Origin of the sequence: Oceanospirillum maris DSM 6286 (assembly GCF_000422865.1) — a bacterium.
GTDB lineage: Bacteria > Pseudomonadota > Gammaproteobacteria > Pseudomonadales > Halomonadaceae > Oceanospirillum > Oceanospirillum maris.
Genome location: NZ_AUGW01000008.1, coordinates 195,811 through 214,117, shown reverse-complemented (window position 1 = coordinate 214,117; position 18,307 = coordinate 195,811). Strand labels below are relative to the sequence as shown.

Genomic DNA, 18,307 nt, shown 5'->3' with positions numbered 1-18,307 from the left:
AAATCGTGGCGGAGTAAATGGGAGAATCTGGCCGTTTACTTCAAGTACCCAGAGCAGGTGCGCAAAGCGATTTACACGACCAATGCGGTTGAGGCAGTACACCGCCAGTTCCGCAAACTGACCAAGACCAAGGGAGGCTTCGCCAATGAAAACGCGTTGCTCAAACTGCTGTACGCCGGTATGTTAAAAGCATCAGAAAAGTGGACGCATCCGGTGCAAAACTGGAATCTGACGCTATCGCAGCTGAGCATCCACTTCGAAGGACGGATCGACGGTTACGTAGATCTGTAAGCAATGGGTGACACAGAACTATGAACACCCTCGGTGTGCGGTCATGACGAGATCAATACGCATATTGGTAACGGTTTGCCAAATCTCATCAGGCGGAATATTTTGCGTTGCAAGATGGCTGAACAGAGTCACGATCGATTGCTGTTCTTGGGGCTGATAGTCTTCTGTTTTACGATACCGAGCGCGATAATGTTGCTCGGCGATATTGGCTAAATTAAGAAACTGGTTAAAGGCTCGGGCTACAGGTAGTAGCTCATCGTCGGATAAATTGCTTAGGTAGTCCTGCAGACTGCTATCTGAATGATCTCCAACCCGATCCGCTTTAGCAAGATGGCGAATCGTTTCAATTTTTTCTAAAAAATCATCGCCTAAATGGTGGCTGATAGTCTGCCCCAAATAGTCACCCAATTCACGCACATTATCACGTAACGACTCATGTAACTGGTTCACGGGTTACCTCCATGATGTCTCGATAATTCGACTCACGAAATGCAATGTCAGCCGATCTAGACTCAAGTAATAAGCACTATCAATTTTTTTGTAAAGCCTTCACTACTTTTTTTGCCAAATCTTCTGAAAAATATCAGCCTTGAGGTGCTCTTCTCTGTTATGCCTGTTTTTCTCAAGAGCCTCTTTTCTCAAGAACCTCTTTTCTCAAGAGCCTCTTTTCTCAAGAGCCTTGGCCTCATCCCACCAACCATCCATTTGTTCCAAGCTGACATCATCAAAGGTTAAACCTGCTTGCTGTAACTGCCGTTCAATATATTGAAACCGATACTCAAATTTCTGATTCGTACCTCTTAAGGCGCTTTCAGGGTCTTTTTTCAGATACCGGCTAAGGTTGGTTACGGCAAAGAGTAGGTCACCAAACTCTTTTTGAGCATTGGGTAGATTATCAGCTGCAACCTCTTCTTCTACCTCTTCAAGTTCTTCACGGATTTTGTCTAATACTCCCTGTATATCCGGCCAATCAAAACCAACCTTTGAGGCTTTTTTCTGAATCTTTGCCGCTCGGGTTAACGCAGGAAAACCAAGGGGAATATCCGCTAAAATAGAAGGTTGATCATAGGGATCTCCGGTACTGTTTTTTTCTTCTGCTTTAATCTCATCCCAACGCTGACTCACATCTTGAGTGCTTACTTTAGCGATTGAGGCTACTGATGTTTGATTGGAATAGAGTTGTCCATCGACAAAAACATGGGGGTGGCGGCGCACCATCTTTTCAATCAAGCCGTCAATTACATCCCCCAGATCAAACCAGCCGGACTCACTGGCCATCTGGCTGTAGTAGATTACTTGAAACAACAGATCGCCTAACTCTTCTTTGAGATGCGGCCAATCTTTACGCTCTATGGTATCTGCAACCTCATAGGCTTCTTCTAAGGTGTGGGGCACAATCGTTGCGAAAGTTTGTTCTTTATCCCAAGGACAGCCGGTTTCAGGATCTCTGAGGCGGGCCATCAGATAGGTTAAATCCTGCACGCTATACTGAGCACCACCTGAGGGGGTATCGGTCGATTTTTTTGCAGAATTGTTTATAGCTGTCTCGTTATTCATGATGATACTGACGTCCAATAAAAGCCAATAAAAAAACAAAGCAAAACGCCCGCGATTTGCGGGCGCTCAACGTTAAAAGGCGTTATTCACGTAACGATATTAACGCTCTCAATATCGTTTATTTTCTTAAGGGAATTACACCAGTTTTTTCTTTTCCTGAAAACGCTGTACATCCAAAATATTAGGCAGTTGCTCAATACGGTTTAAAATACGCCCTAAAACCTGTAGGCCATCTACTTCTAAGGTAATCAGGATATTTGCCTGATTATCTTGTTTATCGGTCAATGTATTCACCGATTGAACATTAACTTTATCATTGGCCAGTACCGACATAATATCCCGTAACAAGCCTGAACGATCCCAAGCACGAACACGAATATCGACCGAATACATTTGGTTGGTACGTGCCCCCCACTCCACATTGATCATTCGGTTGGGATCCTCTGTTTTAAGCTGAAGCGCATTCGCACAGTCTTGACGGTGTATTGAAACACCACGGCCAATGGTGATATAGCCCACAATATCGTCGCCAGGTACGGGATGACAACATTTAGCCATTTGAGTCATTAAGTTACCCACACCATGAATCATGATGTCATCGCTTGAGCTGGAAGAGCTATGTTTTGGATTACTAGGATAGCGGCGATGCAGCAGAAATTTCTCTAGCTGCTCTTCGTCATCTGTTTCACCAAATAAATTTTGTGCAACATTTAACACCTGACCTGTACGAAGATCCCCAGCCCCTAAGGCAGCGTACATATCCTCTTCGTTTTGATAATTTACTTCTTTAGCCAGTGTCGGTAGATCTAAGCCGCTTAAACCAAGTTGTTTGAATTCTTTCTCAAGTAACTGACGTCCTTCAATAATATTCTGATCACGGTCTTGTAGCTTAAACCAGCTCTGGATTTTTGCCCGTGTCCGAGAGGTTAACGCATAACCTAAAGCAGGATTTAACCAGTCTCGACTTGGGCGAGTATTCTCTGAGGTTAAAATCTCTACCTGATCGCCAGTTTTTAAGCGATAGGTTAATGGCACAATACGGCTATTTACTTTAGCACCACGACAACGGTGGCCTACTTCGGTATGCACTCGATAAGCGAAGTCGACAGGGGTAGCGTCATGAGGTAGGTCGACCACATGGCCGTCGGGCGTAAAGATATAGATACGATCCGGCGCTACATCACTGCGCAGCTCTTCACGCAGGCTATTCGCATCGCCAACCTCCTCATGCCACTCTAGCACTTGGCGCAACCATGAAATTTTCTCTTCGTAGCTGTCACTGGTTTTATTCGTGTCTGTACCTTTGTACAGCCAATGGGCACAAACGCCCAGCTCTGCCTCTTCATGCATGGATGTGGTACGAATTTGTACCTCCAGCACCTTACCTTCCGCACCGACAACAGCGGTATGCAAAGACTGATAGCCGTTCTCTTTTGGCGTAGCAATATAATCGTCAAATTCCCGAGGGATATGATGCCAAAGACTGTGAATAATACCTAAAGCGGTGTAGCAGTCTTTAATGGTCGGCACCAAAATACGAACCGCCCGCACATCATAAACTTCTGAAAACTCGATGTTCTTGCGCTTCATTTTTCGCCAGATGCTATAAATATGCTTCGCACGGCCATTAACTTGAGCATCTTTAACACCTTCATCCGCCAGCTTTTCTTTTAGCAGGCTAATAACGGTCTCAATATATTCCGTACGATCTAGGCGCTTTTCAGCAAGTAGACGAGCAATATTCTTATACTGCTCTTCTTCTAGGTAGCGAAATGAAAGGTCTTCTAGCTCCCATTTGATATAACCAATACCTAGGCGATGGGCTAGGGGAGCGTAAATTTCAAACACTTCACGGGCGACGCGCAACCGCTTATCCCGTGGGGCATTTTTAGCATCTCGAATCGCACAGGTACGCTCTGCAAGCTTGATCAAAGCGACCCGTACATCATCGATCATGGCGACTAACATCTTGCGCAAATTTTCGAGCTGACTTTTATTCTCTTGACCAAAAACAACGCCATCTGATGGCCGCTGTATATGGCTAATAGCCGCCATCTCGATAACACCGTTGATCAGTTTGAAAACCGTGTCGCCAAACGTCTCTTCGACAAGACCGATACTGATATGCTCTTCTCGCACCGCACGGTACAAAATAGCAGCGATCAGAGAGTCTTCGTCCATCTGCAGTTCGCCGAGAATATCGGCCATCTCAAGGCCTGTACGGAAGCATCTTGAACCTTTTGTAATCCAGATATTTTCTTCCACTCTGGCATCCCGTTGCGCCTGGCGAGCCAATTCACAGGCGGCCAGTACTCGCTCAGGGTGCTGCAACGTTACATCTTCCTGAAGGCGCTGCAGCCAGTTCTGAATATTAACGGTACCATCTGAATTTAACGGTTGATCTTCGCGTACTTTAACCATGTCTCTGCCTGTTAAGTTCAGTTTCTTATTATGGTGTATTCACGCAGGCATCCTGCCGACTGCACCCTTTTTTTAATGAAAGAGGCTTCGCTTACTTTTTAAAGCCTAATTTTTTCTGACGACTACTTTTTTTATTACGACGCTCAAAAAGCGCCATCGATTCAACATGAGTCGTCTGTGGAAACATATCCATAATACCTGCTTTCACGAGCTGGTACCCTTGCTCTGCTAAAATAGCGGTATCTCGCGCTAAGGTAGAAGGATTGCAGGACACATACAGTACTCGCTTAGCACCAAAAACAGCGATCTGTTCACAGATTTTTTGTGCACCAGTTCTTGGAGGGTCAAGCAGTACGACATTATAACGAGTCTTTGCCCAAGGAAGGCCTTTAAATGGCTCACTTAAATCAGCCACTTCAAAAAAAGCATTTTCCATGCCATTTAACTTGGCATTACTGCGGGCGCGCTCAACAAGGTTTTGTTCACCTTCAACCCCCGTAACCGAAGACACTTTTTGCGCTAATGGCAGACTGAAATTACCAAAGCCTGCAAACAGATCAAGTACTACATCACCGGCTTTAGGTTGTAACCATTCCAAAGCCTGTTGAACCATTTTCTGATTAATATCAGGGTTCACTTGAACAAAGTCATTCGGTAAAAAAGCAAGCTCTAAGCCATTTAACTGATAGCTTAGTGGTTGAATTTCTAGCCCATCTCGGCGAATCACTTTACCATCTTGCCATTCAGCGTAGACCAAAGAATCAGCCTCACCTTGCTGCCAATATAGCTGAACATGATGCGCCTCAGCCCATGTTAACCACGCTAACTGATCATTATGAGAAAGCCCTTTCAGGTGACGCACAACAAGAGCGCATCCTTGATCACTGTATGCCAGTTCAAGGTGCCCTATGGTTTTACGCGATTCCAATACTGGAATAAGCTCATAAAGCGAAGGCAACAAGGCTGAAAGCTCGGGATGCAAAACCGCACAGTGCGTTAAGGCCACAAGGTGAGCTGATCCTTTTTCACGAAAACCAATAATCAGCTCGTCTTTACGGTTCCATTTCACACCAAGGCGTGCTTTGCGACGATACCCCCACTCATCGCCGGTCAGCGCTTCTTGTAGCGGTATATCACTCAAGCGGCCTAGTCGCTCTAATTGATCCACCAGAGCATCACGCTTTACATCACGTTGGCGCATTATGGATAAATGCTGCAGGCCGCAACCGCCACACCGATCATAATACTCGCAGCTTGGCTCAATACGGTCAGGGCTTGGCGTTAAAATAGATTGGCAAATGGCATCATCAAAACGACGATGGCTTTTTGTGATCCTGGCGCTGACAGTTTCTCCGGCTAGAGCACCTTCAACAAATATTGTTTTACCCTTGTTGTGGGCAATACCACGGCCATCATGACCTTGGCGCTCAATAAGAAGTTCAGATACAGCTTTCGACATCGGTTCAGGCACAGATTCAAACACAAGCTCAGGCACGTAGCCCCCTTTAATGATGCTATTGATGCTGCAACGGCCAAACCTGCCGTGCATGGCAAGGGGGTTTGGTCTTAAAAAGGCTGATCTTAAAAAAGATCAGTTTAATGGCCGCAGATGATAGCGTCTAATCTCCACTTGTCCAGTCACCACGAAAAATCTAATGTCTCGCCATCAAAGACGGCGAGTACTTATCTGCGAACAAGCATGTGCTCCTCTCAGAACAAACATGTGCTTAAATGCTAAAAACACCAGTAGAAAGGTAGCGATCACCGCGATCACAGATAATCGCAACCACAACCGACTGAGGGTTCTGCCTAGCTATTTGAATCGCTCCAGCTATTGCGCCACCGGAGGATACACCGGCAAAAATACCTTCTTCACGGGCCAAGGCTTTCATTGTATTTTCAGCCAAAGCTTGATCAATATCGATAATATGATCCACACGCTGCGCTTCAAAAATGGTTGGTAGATATTCCTTTGTCCAACGGCGAATACCTGGAATACTGGCTCCTTCACTGGGCTGAAGCCCTACAATTTGCACATTAGGGTTCTGCTCTTTCAAATAACGAGATACCCCCATAATCGTTCCTGTGGTTCCCATCGCGCTAACAAAGTGTGTAACCTTACCGAAAGTCTGTTGCCAAATTTCTGGCCCAGTGGTGCGGTAATGAGCTTCTGGATTATCCATATTACCAAATTGATTTAAGACAACACCTTTACCATCCGCCTGCATCTGAAGTGCTAAGTCACGGGCGGCTTCCATACCAGCTTCTTTGCTTACGGTTACTAATTCAGCACCATAAGCGGCCATCGACGCCTTGCGCTCTTCACTCATATTATCGGGCATGATCAAGATCATTTTATAACCTTTAATCGCCGCTGCCATCGCTAGGGCAATACCCGTATTGCCGCTGGTTGCCTCAATTAATGTATCCCCTGCTTTAATATCTCCGCGACCTTCAGCAAGATTTATCATGCTTAACGCAGGCCGATCTTTTACAGAACCGGCAGGGTTGTTACCTTCTAGCTTAGCTAAAACCACAGAACCGTTATCCAGTACCAAACGCTGTAAGCGCACTAAGGGGGTTTGGCCAACAAAATGTTCAATGGTCGGGAAGTCTGCAAATCGAGCGTCTTGTGCCTTACTACTTGGGGAATGATTATCTGAGGACATAGCTATTCTCTACGTTAAGAAATTAAAAAATTAAAAAGTTGAGTCTATGAGTTGGCTCTTACAGCCGTTGTTAGCAATGCCACTCTCCTTTTATATCGCCCAACGCTTTATGGATCAATATATGCGGCTTCTCTGGGGGTTTTCAAAATAATCCTTTGCTATGTCCTTATAACTGCGCTGCTAAAGATATTATGATACAACTAATTATTGACGGTTGCGGCGACCGAAAGGGCACAATGGCAATCTAGATCGACAACCAATGGCAACCAGGATCTACAATGAAAAACTGGCCTTTACGTAACAAAATTCTATCTATTGCCATCATTCCAGCGATTATTACCGCGCTAATATTAAGCACCCACCTTTTTATAAATTACTATGCCTTAGTCGAAAAAAACCTGATGGAGAAAGGCGAAGCTTTAGCTCGTCAGCTGAGCACACCGTTGGCCTTTGCCCTAGAACGCCAAGATCAAGAGCAGGTGCGGCGCATCATGGATTCGATGTTACAGGAGTCTGAAATTCGGGCGGTATCGGTTCATAACAGTAAACGCCAGAATATCTTTCACGGCGGCCCCAGCATGCATCCTGTTAGCAGTGCCGAACACCGCTTTCAGCCTCAAGCCTTGGTGCGTTACTCCGATAACACCTTGCGTATTATTCAGCCGTTAATCTCACCCTTTCCGCCATCAAGCAAACAGAGTAGCCAAGAAAGTGATACCCGTTTATTCGCACCACAATTTGTGCATATGGAGATTAAAACTAATTCAATTATTGGCTGGCTAGAACTTGAGGTTCATTTAAGCCCAACCCGTCTAGGTATTATCTACGACGTTATCTTGAACTGGGTTGTGGTGATCATTCTATTAATCAGCACGCTACTTGCAGCTCTACGCATTAGTCGTCAATTTAAAGAACCCTTAGAAAATATTAGAGAAACCGTACAACAGGTCGGTGCAGGAAACTATACCGCTCACGCTAACCCTGTTGGCTGTCCAGAATTTTATCGTTTAGCTGAAGATATCAATAGCCTTACTCATAACCTTAAAATCAGCCGTCAAGAACTGAAAGAGAACATTGAGGAAACCGCATCAGAACTAGAAGAAACGATGGATGCGATGGAGAGACAAAGTGTTGAGCTAGATCTTGCCCGTAAACGAGCGGAAGAGGCAAACCGAATCAAGTCTGAGTTTTTAGCCAATATGAGCCACGAAATTCGAACCCCCATGAGCGGAATTGTTGGTTTCTGTAATCTATTGCGCCGCACGCGACTAACACCACATCAAAGTGCACACCTCAACAGTATTCGCAGTGCCTCTGAAAGCCTACTCTCGATTATTAATGACATTTTGGACTTCTCCAAAATTGAAGCTCAAAAGATGGAAATTCAATCAATTCCTTTTAACCTACGGGAAACGGTCGATGAAACCATCGCCCTACTCGCGCCAGAAGTACAGCGTAAACAGTTAGAAATGGTTTCCATGGTCTATCGCGATATTCCTAGCACACTCGTCGGCGATGCACTGCGTATTAAGCAAGTATTAATCAATCTACTCAGTAACGCCGTTAAATTTACCGATAAAGGTGATGTCGTTATTCGTGTGATGCTAGAGCAAGAATTTAACAATGAAGTCTCTGTTCGATTTAGCATTACCGATAATGGCATTGGTATTGATCAAGACAAGCAAGCTACACTATTCACTCCTTTTACCCAAGCAGACTCCAGCCAAAATCGCCAACATGGCGGTAGCGGTCTTGGCCTAGCGATCAGCAAGCGCCTTGTGGAGTTAATGGGCGGAAACATAGGTTTAGAAAGTGACTTGGGGCAAGGCTCTCATTTCTGGTTCACCATACGCGCCCTAGTGCAAAGCTCACCGGTAGATTATCAGCCAGAATCCTATTTCTCTGCGTTAAAAACCTTACTGGTTGAAAGCCATTCTCTCAATCAGTCGGCTCTTGAGAATCAGTTAAAACACTTCGGTTTAGATTCCATGGCTCACAATAATATGAATGGAGTGAACATCCAGAGTTCGACGGCCCGTTTAGCCATACTCTCCTTCAATGCGCAAGAGGCTGCAGATAAAGAAACCTTATCTCAAACCCAAGCCTTAGCAGAGAGAGTGCCGGTATTGGTACTTCTGGGCAGTAGTGATGCCGATCTCATCGCTCGCTATATGAGTACAGGAGTTCGACAAGTTGAAACAAAACCTATTAGCCAAGAAAAGCTTAAGGCCGCGATTGAGACAACCCTTAATCAGCATTATAGTTCTTCCTCTTATTCTAACCATCCGATATACGAGCAAGCTCATGGAAAGCAGGATAATATGCCCTTATCCGTATTCTCGTCAGGGTCTGCATCGAGTCGTCATAACACCGTTAAAAACCACTACAGCCATCAAGATAATTTCAACCTTGCCCCAGCACCCACCATTTTAGTCGTTGATGACAACGCTTCAAATTTACTTTTAGCCAGCACCTTACTCAAAGAGTATGGCTTAAATGTACTGCAAGCAAACAGCGGTAAAAAAGCGATTGAAGAGGTTATAAAAAACCGACCTGATTTAATTTTAATGGACATCCAAATGCCCGAAATGGATGGCATGGAAACAACCCGCAGAATTCGTAACCTTTCCCCATACTATGAGGACTTAGGCATTATTGCTTTAACAGCACATGCCTTGCCGGAAGAGCGAGAAACCTTTATGCAAGCGGGTCTTAATGACTTACTGACCAAGCCTATTGATGAAGAAAAGCTGGCCAATATCATCAAGCACTGGACAGGGTTTAGACCGTGCTATATCCCTATTGATGCAGAACCACCGCTACCGGAAGATGACTTCTCACCTGATGACACCATGGATAATGTGGTCGATATGGAGATGGGAATTAAGCTTGCCGCAGGTAAACTAGAGCTGGCACAGGAGATGCTGCAGATGTTAATAGAAAGTATTCCTGATAGCCGAGATGCGCTGGATAAAGCCTTTAATAGTGATGATATTGAGGAAATGATTCATGCAGTTCACCATCTACACGGTGCAACGCGCTACTGTGGTGTACCTAGACTGGCCCTCACAACCGAGGCTTTAGAAACTCAGTTGAAAAACCGTCAAATGGCCGGTGCCCAGAAAACATTGCAAACACTTTATCAAGAGTTGGAAAAACTTGAGTCTTGGCAGCGTGACCAAGAAACCTTCAAAACGAGCCAAGTATAAGCTTAGCCCGTTAGTGTGTTTTTTTTGCTTTTGACACTAGCGCGTTTCAAGCACCACAAAAGCCTGCGCTAAGCCACCATCATCGGTAATGGAAAGATGGCAAACCACATTTGAGTGCTGAGCCACATGTTCTGCAGCGGCCCCCAGCAACGTCATCACCGGTGCCCCTGTTGAGGTATGGCCTACACTCATATCCTGCCAGCTTATTCGGCCAATACCCGTACCTAACGCTTTTGCCGTCGCTTCTTTTGCCGCAAAACGTTTAGCCAAAAATGCCGCAGGATGAGGATGACCTTGATAACGTTCAAGCTCTATATCCGTTAGAATCCGCCGAGCAAAGCGCTCCCCGTGGCGTGTTATCGCTTTTTCGACCCGAGCAATGACGGCAAGATCAGTACCGATACCAAGGATCATATTACCAAACCTTAATGGGGTTGAGCCGCTAAAATAAGCCGCTTCATTTCGGCAACGGCTTCTTTTAAGCCAACAAAAAGTGTACGGGCAATAATCGCATGGCCGATATTTAGTTCATAAATACCGGGAATAGCCGCTATAGGCTCCACATTGTGATAATGCAATCCATGACCAGCGTTAACCACAAGCCCTTGCTTTAGGCCCAGATGAACACCTTGCTTGATAACGTCTAATTCCACAGCCTGCTCCGCTGCAGTTTCAGCATCAGCATAGCGCCCTGTGTGCAACTCAATCACAGGTGCGATAGTCGCAGCCGCTTCAATTTGAGCCGGATCGGGATCAATAAATAGCGATACTTCACAACCAACGGCGGCCAAACGTTTGCAAGCATCCGCCACACGCTCAAATTGACCTACCACGTCTAAGCCGCCTTCAGTCGTTAGCTCTTCACGTTTTTCAGGCACAAGACAGATATGCTCGGGACGAATCTCTTCAGCAAAGGCGATCATCTCATCCGTAACCGCCATTTCAAGGTTCATTCGAGTCTGCATCACCTCTTTAATCAGGCGAACGTCTCGTTCTTGGATATGACGGCGATCTTCTCGCAGATGTAGTGTGATACCGTCAGCACCGGCTTCTTCCGATAAAATAGCCGCTTGCACAGGATCAGGGTAACAAGTGCCACGGGCCTGACGCAGGGTTGCGATATGATCGATATTAACGCCAAGTTGTAAACGCTGTACTGACATAATGACTCCTCTAGAGCGGCCATCTAGCCGCTTAATAAAACGGATCAATAAAACTCACGCTGATAACAAAACAGCACCTTAACAAGAGCCTGCCTATCATGGCTATAGCCGTGATCATACCTAAGGTTCAGTTTTAACGAACGGATGAGCGGGTTGAAATAGCTGCCGTGATAGCAAAGGCTTATCCCCTAATAAGGGCTGCAGAGCAATACGGCTGAGTTGTTTAGCCGTTTTTCTCACATCGGCCTGATGCCACTTGTGAGCATCTAATGCAATAAGATCTTCACCTTTAAAACCTTGATCTGAAAGGCAAAACCCCACTTGCCAATGATACTGATAGCGTTGCTCTGCTTGAAGGGGCTGGCCTTTGTTATCATAAAAAACAATAGGATAACCAAGGCTTTGCAGTAGCTGCCACTCAAAGCATCGCAAAGAAGGTTCCAGTTGATCCGGTTGCTGTAGCTGGGTAACCAATAAGGCATATTCACGGAACAGTTCTGGCACCGCCTCTTGATGTTGCAATAAACGACTTAATAACTCATTCGCATAAAGTATACAGCTTAACGCCCGCCCATTGAGAAAGGGCAACTGACCACAAGGTTCAATATCAAAGAAGGTTTTCAGGCTACCATCGCCGCGCCAAGAAAGCTGAAGCGGCTGAAGAGGTTGTAGCAAAGCACGGTTACGGCTTTTTTTCTGGCGTACGCCGCGAGCGACACCATCTATTCGACCATAATCCAGTGTGATTAAAGAGACTAGGGCACTAGTCTCTTTATAAGGACGGCTATGTAACACATAGGCCGGTTGGCAGTAAACGCTAGCCACCATGGTATTAACGCCTCAGAAAAACAGCAGCCAGTGCCGTTAAAAACGCATTAAAAATATCAATGGCGACTAACGGTCGGTATAACCCAGACTTTTCAAGGCACGCTCATCATCAGACCAGCCGCCTTTAACTTTCACCCAAAGGTTAAGCATCACTTTTGTACCAAAAGCGCGCTCCATATCCAGTCGCGCTTCTTGGCCGATCTGCTTAATACGGCTACCTTTCTCACCAATAATGATTTTCTTCTGACCAGAGCGTTCAACTAAGATCAGTGCTCCAATAAAGAAGATATCATTGTCTTCACTGAATTCTTCAATCTCTACGGTGACTTGATAAGGAATCTCATCACCTAGTTGGCGCATGATTTTCTCACGAACCAGCTCCGAAGCTAAGAAGCGTTCACTGCGATCGGTGACTTGATCTTCAGGGTAGTAATGGAAGGACTCAGGCATATAGCCCCGAGCCAGCGTTTCCAGCTGATCAAGGTTATGCCCCTGTTGCGCAGAGATCGGCACAATAGCATCAAAAGGATATTTCTTGGCGACTTCTTCAAGATAAGGTAACAAGGCTTCTTTATCTTCAAGACGGTCCATTTTATTAATGGCTAATACGACAGGGCATCGAAGCCCCCCTAGTTTTTGCAGAACCACATCATCTTCATCGGTCCAACGCAAGCGATCAACAATAAAAATAACCAAGTTCACATCTTTTAAAGCACTGCTCGCCGCTTGGTTCATATAGCGGTTAATCGCTTTATTACGATCTTTATCCAGCTTGTGCATCCCTGGTGTATCCACATAGACCACCTGCACATCATCCTCGGTCTTAATACCCAAAACCTGATGGCGCGTGGTTTGTGGGCGACGGGAGGTAATGCTCAGCTTTTGGCCAAGAATATGGTTCATTAGGGTTGATTTGCCCACGTTGGGACGACCAACAATGGCGACAAAGCCACAATGGCTAGTCTGTTCACTCATGGGTGCACTCACTTTTTGCCATCCGCTTTTTTAGCGTCCTGCTTTTTAGATTCTAGAGCATTCAATGCATTTGCTGCCGCTTGCTGTTCTGCATTACGACGACTACTACCGACACCTATGGTTTTTTCTGGTAGAAGAACCACATAGCATTCAACGGTAAAAGTCTGGTCATGGGCTTCGCCCTCAACAGAGACAACATCGTATTTTGGCAGCGATTGCTGACGCGACTGCAAAAACTCTTGCAGCAATGTTTTAGGGTCTTTTTGGGTGTCATTCAAATTCAGTTTGGCTAAACGCTCGTTATACCAATCCAGAATTCGTTCACGAACAGTATCCATACCCGCATCAATATAGATGGCGCCAATAACAGCTTCCATCGCATCAGCCAAGATAGAATCTCGACGATAACCGCCACTTTTCAGCTCACCAGAACCAAGCTGAAGATAGTCACCAAGGTCAAACTCCCGCGCAACTTCCGCAAGTGTTAGGCCTTTAACCAACCGAGCACGTAGACGGCTCAATTGACCTTCCCGAGCTTCGGTAAAGCGATGATACAACGCTTCGGCGATGACAAAATTGACGATAGAATCCCCAAGAAACTCAAGACGCTCGTTATTACTCCCACCAAAACTTCGGTGAGTTAGCGCCAGCTTCAGCTGGTCAATATCGGTAAAGGTATAGCCCAGTTTTTTACTGAGTTCATTCAGATTTGCTTTCACTCTAACTCGTTCTTTTTTCCGTCATCAGAAAAGGCAAACCGGCCCAGTTGGCCGGTCGTTAATTCGTTACTGTATTACCCGTACATGGGAGAAACTAGGCAGACTCGACCAACCTTCCCAGTGCATCCAGACGGCAAAGGCTTTGCCGACTATATGATCCTCAGGTACAAAGCCCCAGTAGCGGCTGTCATTACTGTGATCGCGATTATCACCCATCATAAAATAGTGACCTTCTGGCACCACGATTTCACGCATGTTCTGCCCTGGCTGTAAGCTGTTATAAATCTCATGCTCAACAGGGCCTAAGGCTTCGCTTAATAATTTGCGCTCTGGGTTTCCCGCTGGAAGCGCAGCAATAAACCGCTGCATTGCGGGCTCTCCGTTAATATAAAGCACTTTATTTTCATAGCGCAGGCGGTCACCGGGTAAACCAATTACACGCTTGATATAATTAACCTTGTCATCCTTAGGATAGCGGAACACCATAACATCGCCACGTTTAGGGTCGTCAATTTCAAAAACAAGCTTATTAGCGACCGGCAAGCGTAAACCATAGGAAAACTTATTAACCAAGATAAAGTCACCAATTTTTAAGGTTGGTAACATCGAACCACTAGGAATCTGAAAGGGCTCTACGACAAAAGATCGCACCACGAGCACGACAAATAACACGGGGAAAAATGAGCGTGAGTATTCAGCCCACAAAGGCTCACTTTCCAGCCGGTTAACAACTTCTGCATCTATTGCAGATCGCTGAGGTTGATTCAGAAAAGCACCCGAGGCTCGCTTACGTTGCTTAGCAAAATAAAAGGCGTCTGCAGCGTAACCGATTCCGGTGACAGCAACCGCAATCACAAGTGCTAATGCAAAATCAAAATCCATATTATTTATCCACTTTGAGTACGGCTAAGAAGGCATCCTGTGGAATTTCCACACGACCCACTTGCTTCATCCGTTTTTTACCGTCTTTCTGCTTTTGCAGAAGCTTTTTCTTACGGCTCACGTCACCGCCATAGCATTTAGCGGTCACATTCTTACGTAATGCTTTCACGGTTTGACGCGCAACTACTTGATTGCCCATCGCGGCCTGAATCGCAACATCAAACATCTGACGAGGAATAATTTCTTTCATTTTCTCGGTCAAAGCCATGCCACGGCCACGAATATGTTCTTTATGGACAATACAGGCCAATGCATCAACCTTGTCACCATTGATCAAAATATCCAGTCGCGCCAAATCAGCGGCTTGAAAACGATCAAAACTGTAATCTAAAGATGCAAAACCACGACTGACTGACTTCAGGCGATCAAAGAAATCCAGTACCACTTCGTTCAGAGGAATATCATAAACCAGCTGAACCTGCTTACCCATAAACTGCATGTCGATCTGCACGCCACGTTTTTCCACACAAAGTGAAATCACGCCACCCAACATATCCTGAGGCACCAGAATATTAACGCGGGCAATAGGCTCTCGCATCTCTTCAATACCGGCAGGATCTGGTAATTTTGATGGGCTATCAACTTGCAGCACACTTTGGTTCTTCATCAGAACTTCAAAGATTACCGTTGGTGCCGTGGTGATCAAATCTAGATCGTATTCACGCTCTAAACGCTCCTGAATGATCTCCATGTGCAGCATACCAAGGAAACCACAACGGAAACCAAAGCCTAATGCTTCACTATTTTCCGGCTCGTAGAACAAAGACGCGTCGTTAAGCGTTAGTTTTTCCAACGCATCACGGAAATCTTCATAATCATCAGAGCTAACAGGAAACAGTCCCGCGTAAACCTGAGGCTTAACTTTCTGAAAACCCGGTAGCATGGGCACATCTGGCGCTTTTGCCGAGGTAATCGTATCACCGACAGGAGCACCATGAATATCTTTGATACCCGCAACTAAGAAGCCTACTTCACCTGCTCTTAAAATGCCGGTTGGTGTGCGTTTAGGGGTAAAAATACCCACGGCGTCAACACCCCAAGCCTTACCTGTAGACTTGATAATAATTTTTTCGCCCTTGCGTACCGTACCCTCCATGACACGGATCAGGGAGACAACGCCTAAATAATTATCGAACCAAGAGTCGATAATCAGAGCTTGCAGATCGTTATCGGGATCACCTTCTGGCGGTGGAATACGAGCCACTAAATCTTCTAGGACATCATCAATACCTAAACCAGACTTAGCACTACAGCGTACAGCGTCGGTGGCATCAATGCCGATAATATCTTCAATCTCTTGAGCAACACGATCTGGCTCAGCCTGCGGCAGATCCATTTTATTTAAGACCGGCACCACCTCAAGGTTTTGCTCAATAGCGGTATAGCAGTTAGCAACCGATTGCGCTTCTACACCCTGTGCAGCATCAACAACGAGTAGAGCACCTTCACAGGCGGCAAGAGAACGGGAAACTTCATAGGAGAAATCAACGTGCCCCGGAGTATCAATAAAATTAAGCTGGTAGGTATTACCATCTTTGGCGGTGTAGTTCAGCGTTACACTTTGCGCCTTAATGGTAATGCCACGCTCACGCTCAATATCCATAGAGTCCAACACCTGAGCAGCCATTTCGCGCTCAGCTAAACCCTCACAGGTTTGAATAAAGCGATCTGCCAGAGTGGATTTACCATGGTCAATATGGGCGATAATAGAGAAGTTACGGATATGGCTTAAGCGACTCACAGTATATTTTCACCAAAGAAAGGTCATGTACCGACGAATATGGATCTGAATGCGTGTATTTAATTCAGGGCATTCAGTTCGGGGCTAAGGCTCAGCAAGCTCATGCAGCTGCTAATGCCAATACGATGACTGGAAAGCCCCAGAAAAATTAGCTGCAAAGTCTACATGATTCCCTCTTTATACGCTATGCCCAGTCACTGACAGAGACTTAAGTTTACATAAAAAAGGCTATCTCAAAATAGAGATAGCCTTCTATGGCCATTAAGACACACTCAAATGTTATGGATATGCGACCAAAGGCTCTTAAGCTCTAAAAATAAAGCCGCTTTGATCAACTGACTTATTCAACTTTTAGCGGTATAAACGCAGGCTCACCTTGGCGCACAATGCGCACCGGAACAGAATGACCTGATTTCAGTAAGCTTACGGCTTTACGATAGTCATCCAGGTTATCCACTTGCTGACTGCCAATCATCGTAATCACATCCCCCGTTCTAAAACCAGACCGAGCAGCACTGCCTGATTCAACGTCAGCAATAATGACCCCCTGCTTCACACCTAACCGCTGCTTTTGCGAATCAGTAAGTTCTGCTACTTTTAGTCCAATTTGATCCGAGGGCTGCGTCTTTTTATTAGCAACTTTAGCTCGTGAGTCTGGCAGCTCTTCAATGGTAATACTCAAGCTTTTACGAGAACCCGCGCGCAAAACAATCATCCGTGCTTTGTCTCCAGGGCGAACCTGTCCGACTAAAGGAGGAAGCTCGCCAGAACGGTTAATCTCTTGACCATTAAATTCCAAAATAATATCACCATCCTGAACACCACCTTTACCTGCCGGCCCTTCAGGAGCAACTTGAACGACTAGCGCACCCATTGGCTTTCTTAAGCCGAAAGACTCAGCCAAGTCGCGATTCACCTCTTGAATAACAACACCTAGCCAGCCACGAGCAACACGCCCTTTCTCTTTTAGCTGATCGGCTACATTCATTGCCACATCAATAGGAATCGCAAAGGACAGTCCCATAAAGCCACCAGAGCGGGTATAAATTTGCGAGTTAATACCCACAACCTCACCATCAAGGTTGAATAAAGGGCCACCGGAATTACCCGGATTAATAGCCACATCCGTCTGGATAAAAGGTACATAATTCTCGTTGGGCAATGAACGGTTCACAGCACTAACAATTCCCGCTGTAACAGAGTGATCAAAACCAAAGGGAGAGCCGATTGCTAGCACCCACTCACCCGCTTTAAGCGATGCCGAGTCACCCAGCTCAACCACGGGTAAATCCCTGGCTTCAACTTTGAGCAGTGCTAAATCTGTTCGCTTATCTAACCCAATAACGGAAGCCACCATCTCTCGGCGGTCAGAAAGCCGAACAACAATTTGGTCGGCACCTTCAACAACATGATTATTGGTTAAAATATAACCATCTTTGGAAATAATAAAGCCTGAACCCAGCGATTGCTGAGGCTGATCTTGTGGCGTACCTCGGCGACCAAAAAAATGACGCAAAATTTCAGGAACATCTTCTTCCTTTAGCCCTGCGATAGGTGCGGCATGATCAGATGGAGCTTTGGTCGTACTAATATTAACCACAGCAGGAGCGGCATCTTCCACTAACTCAGTAAAGTCAGGCAGCGCATAAGCCTGAACATTCGTAGTAAAGAACAGGGCGCTTAATACCCAAAAAAAAGAAGCGAAAACTCTATTCGTATCTTTCATCAAACTCTCCCAAAAAGAGATGCCTGAGCATGAGGATAGTATCAATCTATTGAAAATCTCAACTAT

At 45.6% G+C, this 18,307-nt stretch carries 15 protein-coding genes; 2 read left to right on the top strand and 13 right to left on the bottom strand.

Features of this window, described 5'->3' with window-relative positions; all coding sequences use genetic code 11:
* The coding region (locus tag G517_RS0103865) for a transposase (protein WP_028303319.1) at positions 1-291 on the top strand (291 nt) is incomplete at its 5' end.
* Positions 292-309: 18 nt separating this feature from the next.
* Here the strand turns inward: G517_RS0103865 and G517_RS0103860 are convergent.
* The 5 genes from G517_RS0103860 to cysM all read right to left on the bottom strand — a co-directional run bounded on the left by G517_RS0103860 (position 310) and on the right by cysM (position 6,938).
* Positions 310-741 (bottom strand): phosphoenolpyruvate carboxylase, encoded by a 432-nt coding sequence (locus tag G517_RS0103860; protein WP_028303318.1) that lies wholly within the window; start codon positions 739-741, stop codon positions 310-312.
* Between the two features lie 204 nt (positions 742-945).
* Positions 946-1,848, bottom strand: a complete 903-nt coding sequence (mazG, locus tag G517_RS0103855) for a nucleoside triphosphate pyrophosphohydrolase (RefSeq protein WP_084632046.1) — start codon at positions 1,846-1,848, stop codon at positions 946-948.
* Between the two features lie 135 nt (positions 1,849-1,983).
* Positions 1,984-4,269, bottom strand: coding sequence for a GTP diphosphokinase (relA, locus tag G517_RS0103850; protein ID WP_028303316.1), 2,286 nt, complete (start codon positions 4,267-4,269; stop codon positions 1,984-1,986).
* Positions 4,270-4,360: 91 nt separating this feature from the next.
* A complete protein-coding gene (rlmD, locus tag G517_RS17625; RefSeq protein WP_051205994.1) occupies positions 4,361-5,764 on the bottom strand; it encodes a 23S rRNA (uracil(1939)-C(5))-methyltransferase RlmD in 1,404 nt (467 codons plus the stop codon).
* Positions 5,765-5,996: 232 nt separating this feature from the next.
* Entirely contained in the window at positions 5,997-6,938 is a 942-nt protein-coding gene (gene cysM, locus G517_RS0103840) for a cysteine synthase CysM (protein ID WP_051205993.1), read from the bottom strand.
* 278 nt (positions 6,939-7,216) lie between these two features.
* Here cysM and G517_RS0103835 point away from each other — a divergent pair, with 278 nt between their 5' ends.
* A complete protein-coding gene (locus tag G517_RS0103835) occupies positions 7,217-10,147 on the top strand; it encodes a response regulator (RefSeq protein ID WP_028303314.1) in 2,931 nt (976 codons plus the stop codon).
* 36 nt (positions 10,148-10,183) lie between these two features.
* On the opposite strand, the gene acpS is transcribed toward G517_RS0103835, so the two are convergent.
* From acpS to G517_RS0103790, 8 genes are all read right to left on the bottom strand, one after another.
* Entirely contained in the window at positions 10,184-10,561 is a 378-nt protein-coding gene (gene acpS / locus G517_RS0103830) for a holo-ACP synthase (protein WP_028303313.1), read from the bottom strand.
* Positions 10,562-10,572: 11 nt separating this feature from the next.
* The gene (gene pdxJ, locus G517_RS0103825) at positions 10,573-11,310 is read right to left on the bottom strand and encodes a pyridoxine 5'-phosphate synthase (RefSeq protein ID WP_028303312.1); all 738 of its coding nucleotides are present in this window, start codon (positions 11,308-11,310) and stop codon (positions 10,573-10,575) included.
* Between the two features lie 120 nt (positions 11,311-11,430).
* Positions 11,431-12,138 carry a DNA repair protein RecO gene (gene recO / locus G517_RS0103820; protein ID WP_028303311.1) on the bottom strand — a complete coding sequence of 236 codons (708 nt, stop codon included), beginning with the start codon at positions 12,136-12,138 and terminating at the stop codon, positions 11,431-11,433.
* 66 nt (positions 12,139-12,204) lie between these two features.
* On the bottom strand, positions 12,205-13,113 hold the full coding sequence (era, locus tag G517_RS0103815; protein ID WP_028303310.1) for a GTPase Era: 909 nt from the start codon (positions 13,111-13,113) through the stop codon (positions 12,205-12,207).
* Positions 13,114-13,121: 8 nt separating this feature from the next.
* Positions 13,122-13,832: a ribonuclease III gene (gene rnc, locus G517_RS17620; protein ID WP_036590270.1), complete on the bottom strand. Its 711-nt coding sequence runs from the start codon at positions 13,830-13,832 to the stop codon at positions 13,122-13,124.
* Between the two features lie 66 nt (positions 13,833-13,898).
* The gene (lepB, locus tag G517_RS0103805) at positions 13,899-14,714 is read right to left on the bottom strand and encodes a signal peptidase I (protein WP_028303309.1); all 816 of its coding nucleotides are present in this window, start codon (positions 14,712-14,714) and stop codon (positions 13,899-13,901) included.
* Position 14,715: 1 nt separating this feature from the next.
* The gene (gene lepA, locus G517_RS0103800; RefSeq protein ID WP_028303308.1) at positions 14,716-16,515 is read right to left on the bottom strand and encodes a translation elongation factor 4; all 1,800 of its coding nucleotides are present in this window, start codon (positions 16,513-16,515) and stop codon (positions 14,716-14,718) included.
* A gap of 340 nt (positions 16,516-16,855) precedes the next feature.
* Complete coding sequence (locus G517_RS0103790) at positions 16,856-18,241, bottom strand: DegQ family serine endoprotease (protein WP_028303307.1); 1,386 nt, start codon at positions 18,239-18,241, stop codon at positions 16,856-16,858.
* Between the last annotated feature and the right edge of the window lie 66 nt (positions 18,242-18,307).

Bases quoted from the DNA above. Each gene is read 5' to 3' on its own strand.
- G517_RS0103835 (WP_028303314.1), top strand. From the start codon at position 7,217: ATGAAAAACTGGCCTTTACGTAACAAAATTCTATCTATTGCCATCATT.
- G517_RS0103790 (WP_028303307.1), bottom strand. From the start codon at position 18,241: ATGAAAGATACGAATAGAGTTTTCGCTTCTTTTTTTTGGGTATTAAGC.
- mazG (WP_084632046.1), bottom strand. From the start codon at position 1,848: ATGAATAACGAGACAGCTATAAACAATTCTGCAAAAAAATCGACCGAT.
- cysM (WP_051205993.1), bottom strand. From the start codon at position 6,938: ATGTCCTCAGATAATCATTCCCCAAGTAGTAAGGCACAAGACGCTCGA.
- recO (WP_028303311.1), bottom strand. From the start codon at position 12,138: ATGGTGGCTAGCGTTTACTGCCAACCGGCCTATGTGTTACATAGCCGT.
- era (WP_028303310.1), bottom strand. From the start codon at position 13,113: ATGAGTGAACAGACTAGCCATTGTGGCTTTGTCGCCATTGTTGGTCGT.
- acpS (WP_028303313.1), bottom strand. From the start codon at position 10,561: ATGATCCTTGGTATCGGTACTGATCTTGCCGTCATTGCTCGGGTCGAA.
- lepB (WP_028303309.1), bottom strand. From the start codon at position 14,714: ATGGATTTTGATTTTGCATTAGCACTTGTGATTGCGGTTGCTGTCACC.
- pdxJ (WP_028303312.1), bottom strand. From the start codon at position 11,310: ATGTCAGTACAGCGTTTACAACTTGGCGTTAATATCGATCATATCGCA.
- relA (WP_028303316.1), bottom strand. From the start codon at position 4,269: ATGGTTAAAGTACGCGAAGATCAACCGTTAAATTCAGATGGTACCGTT.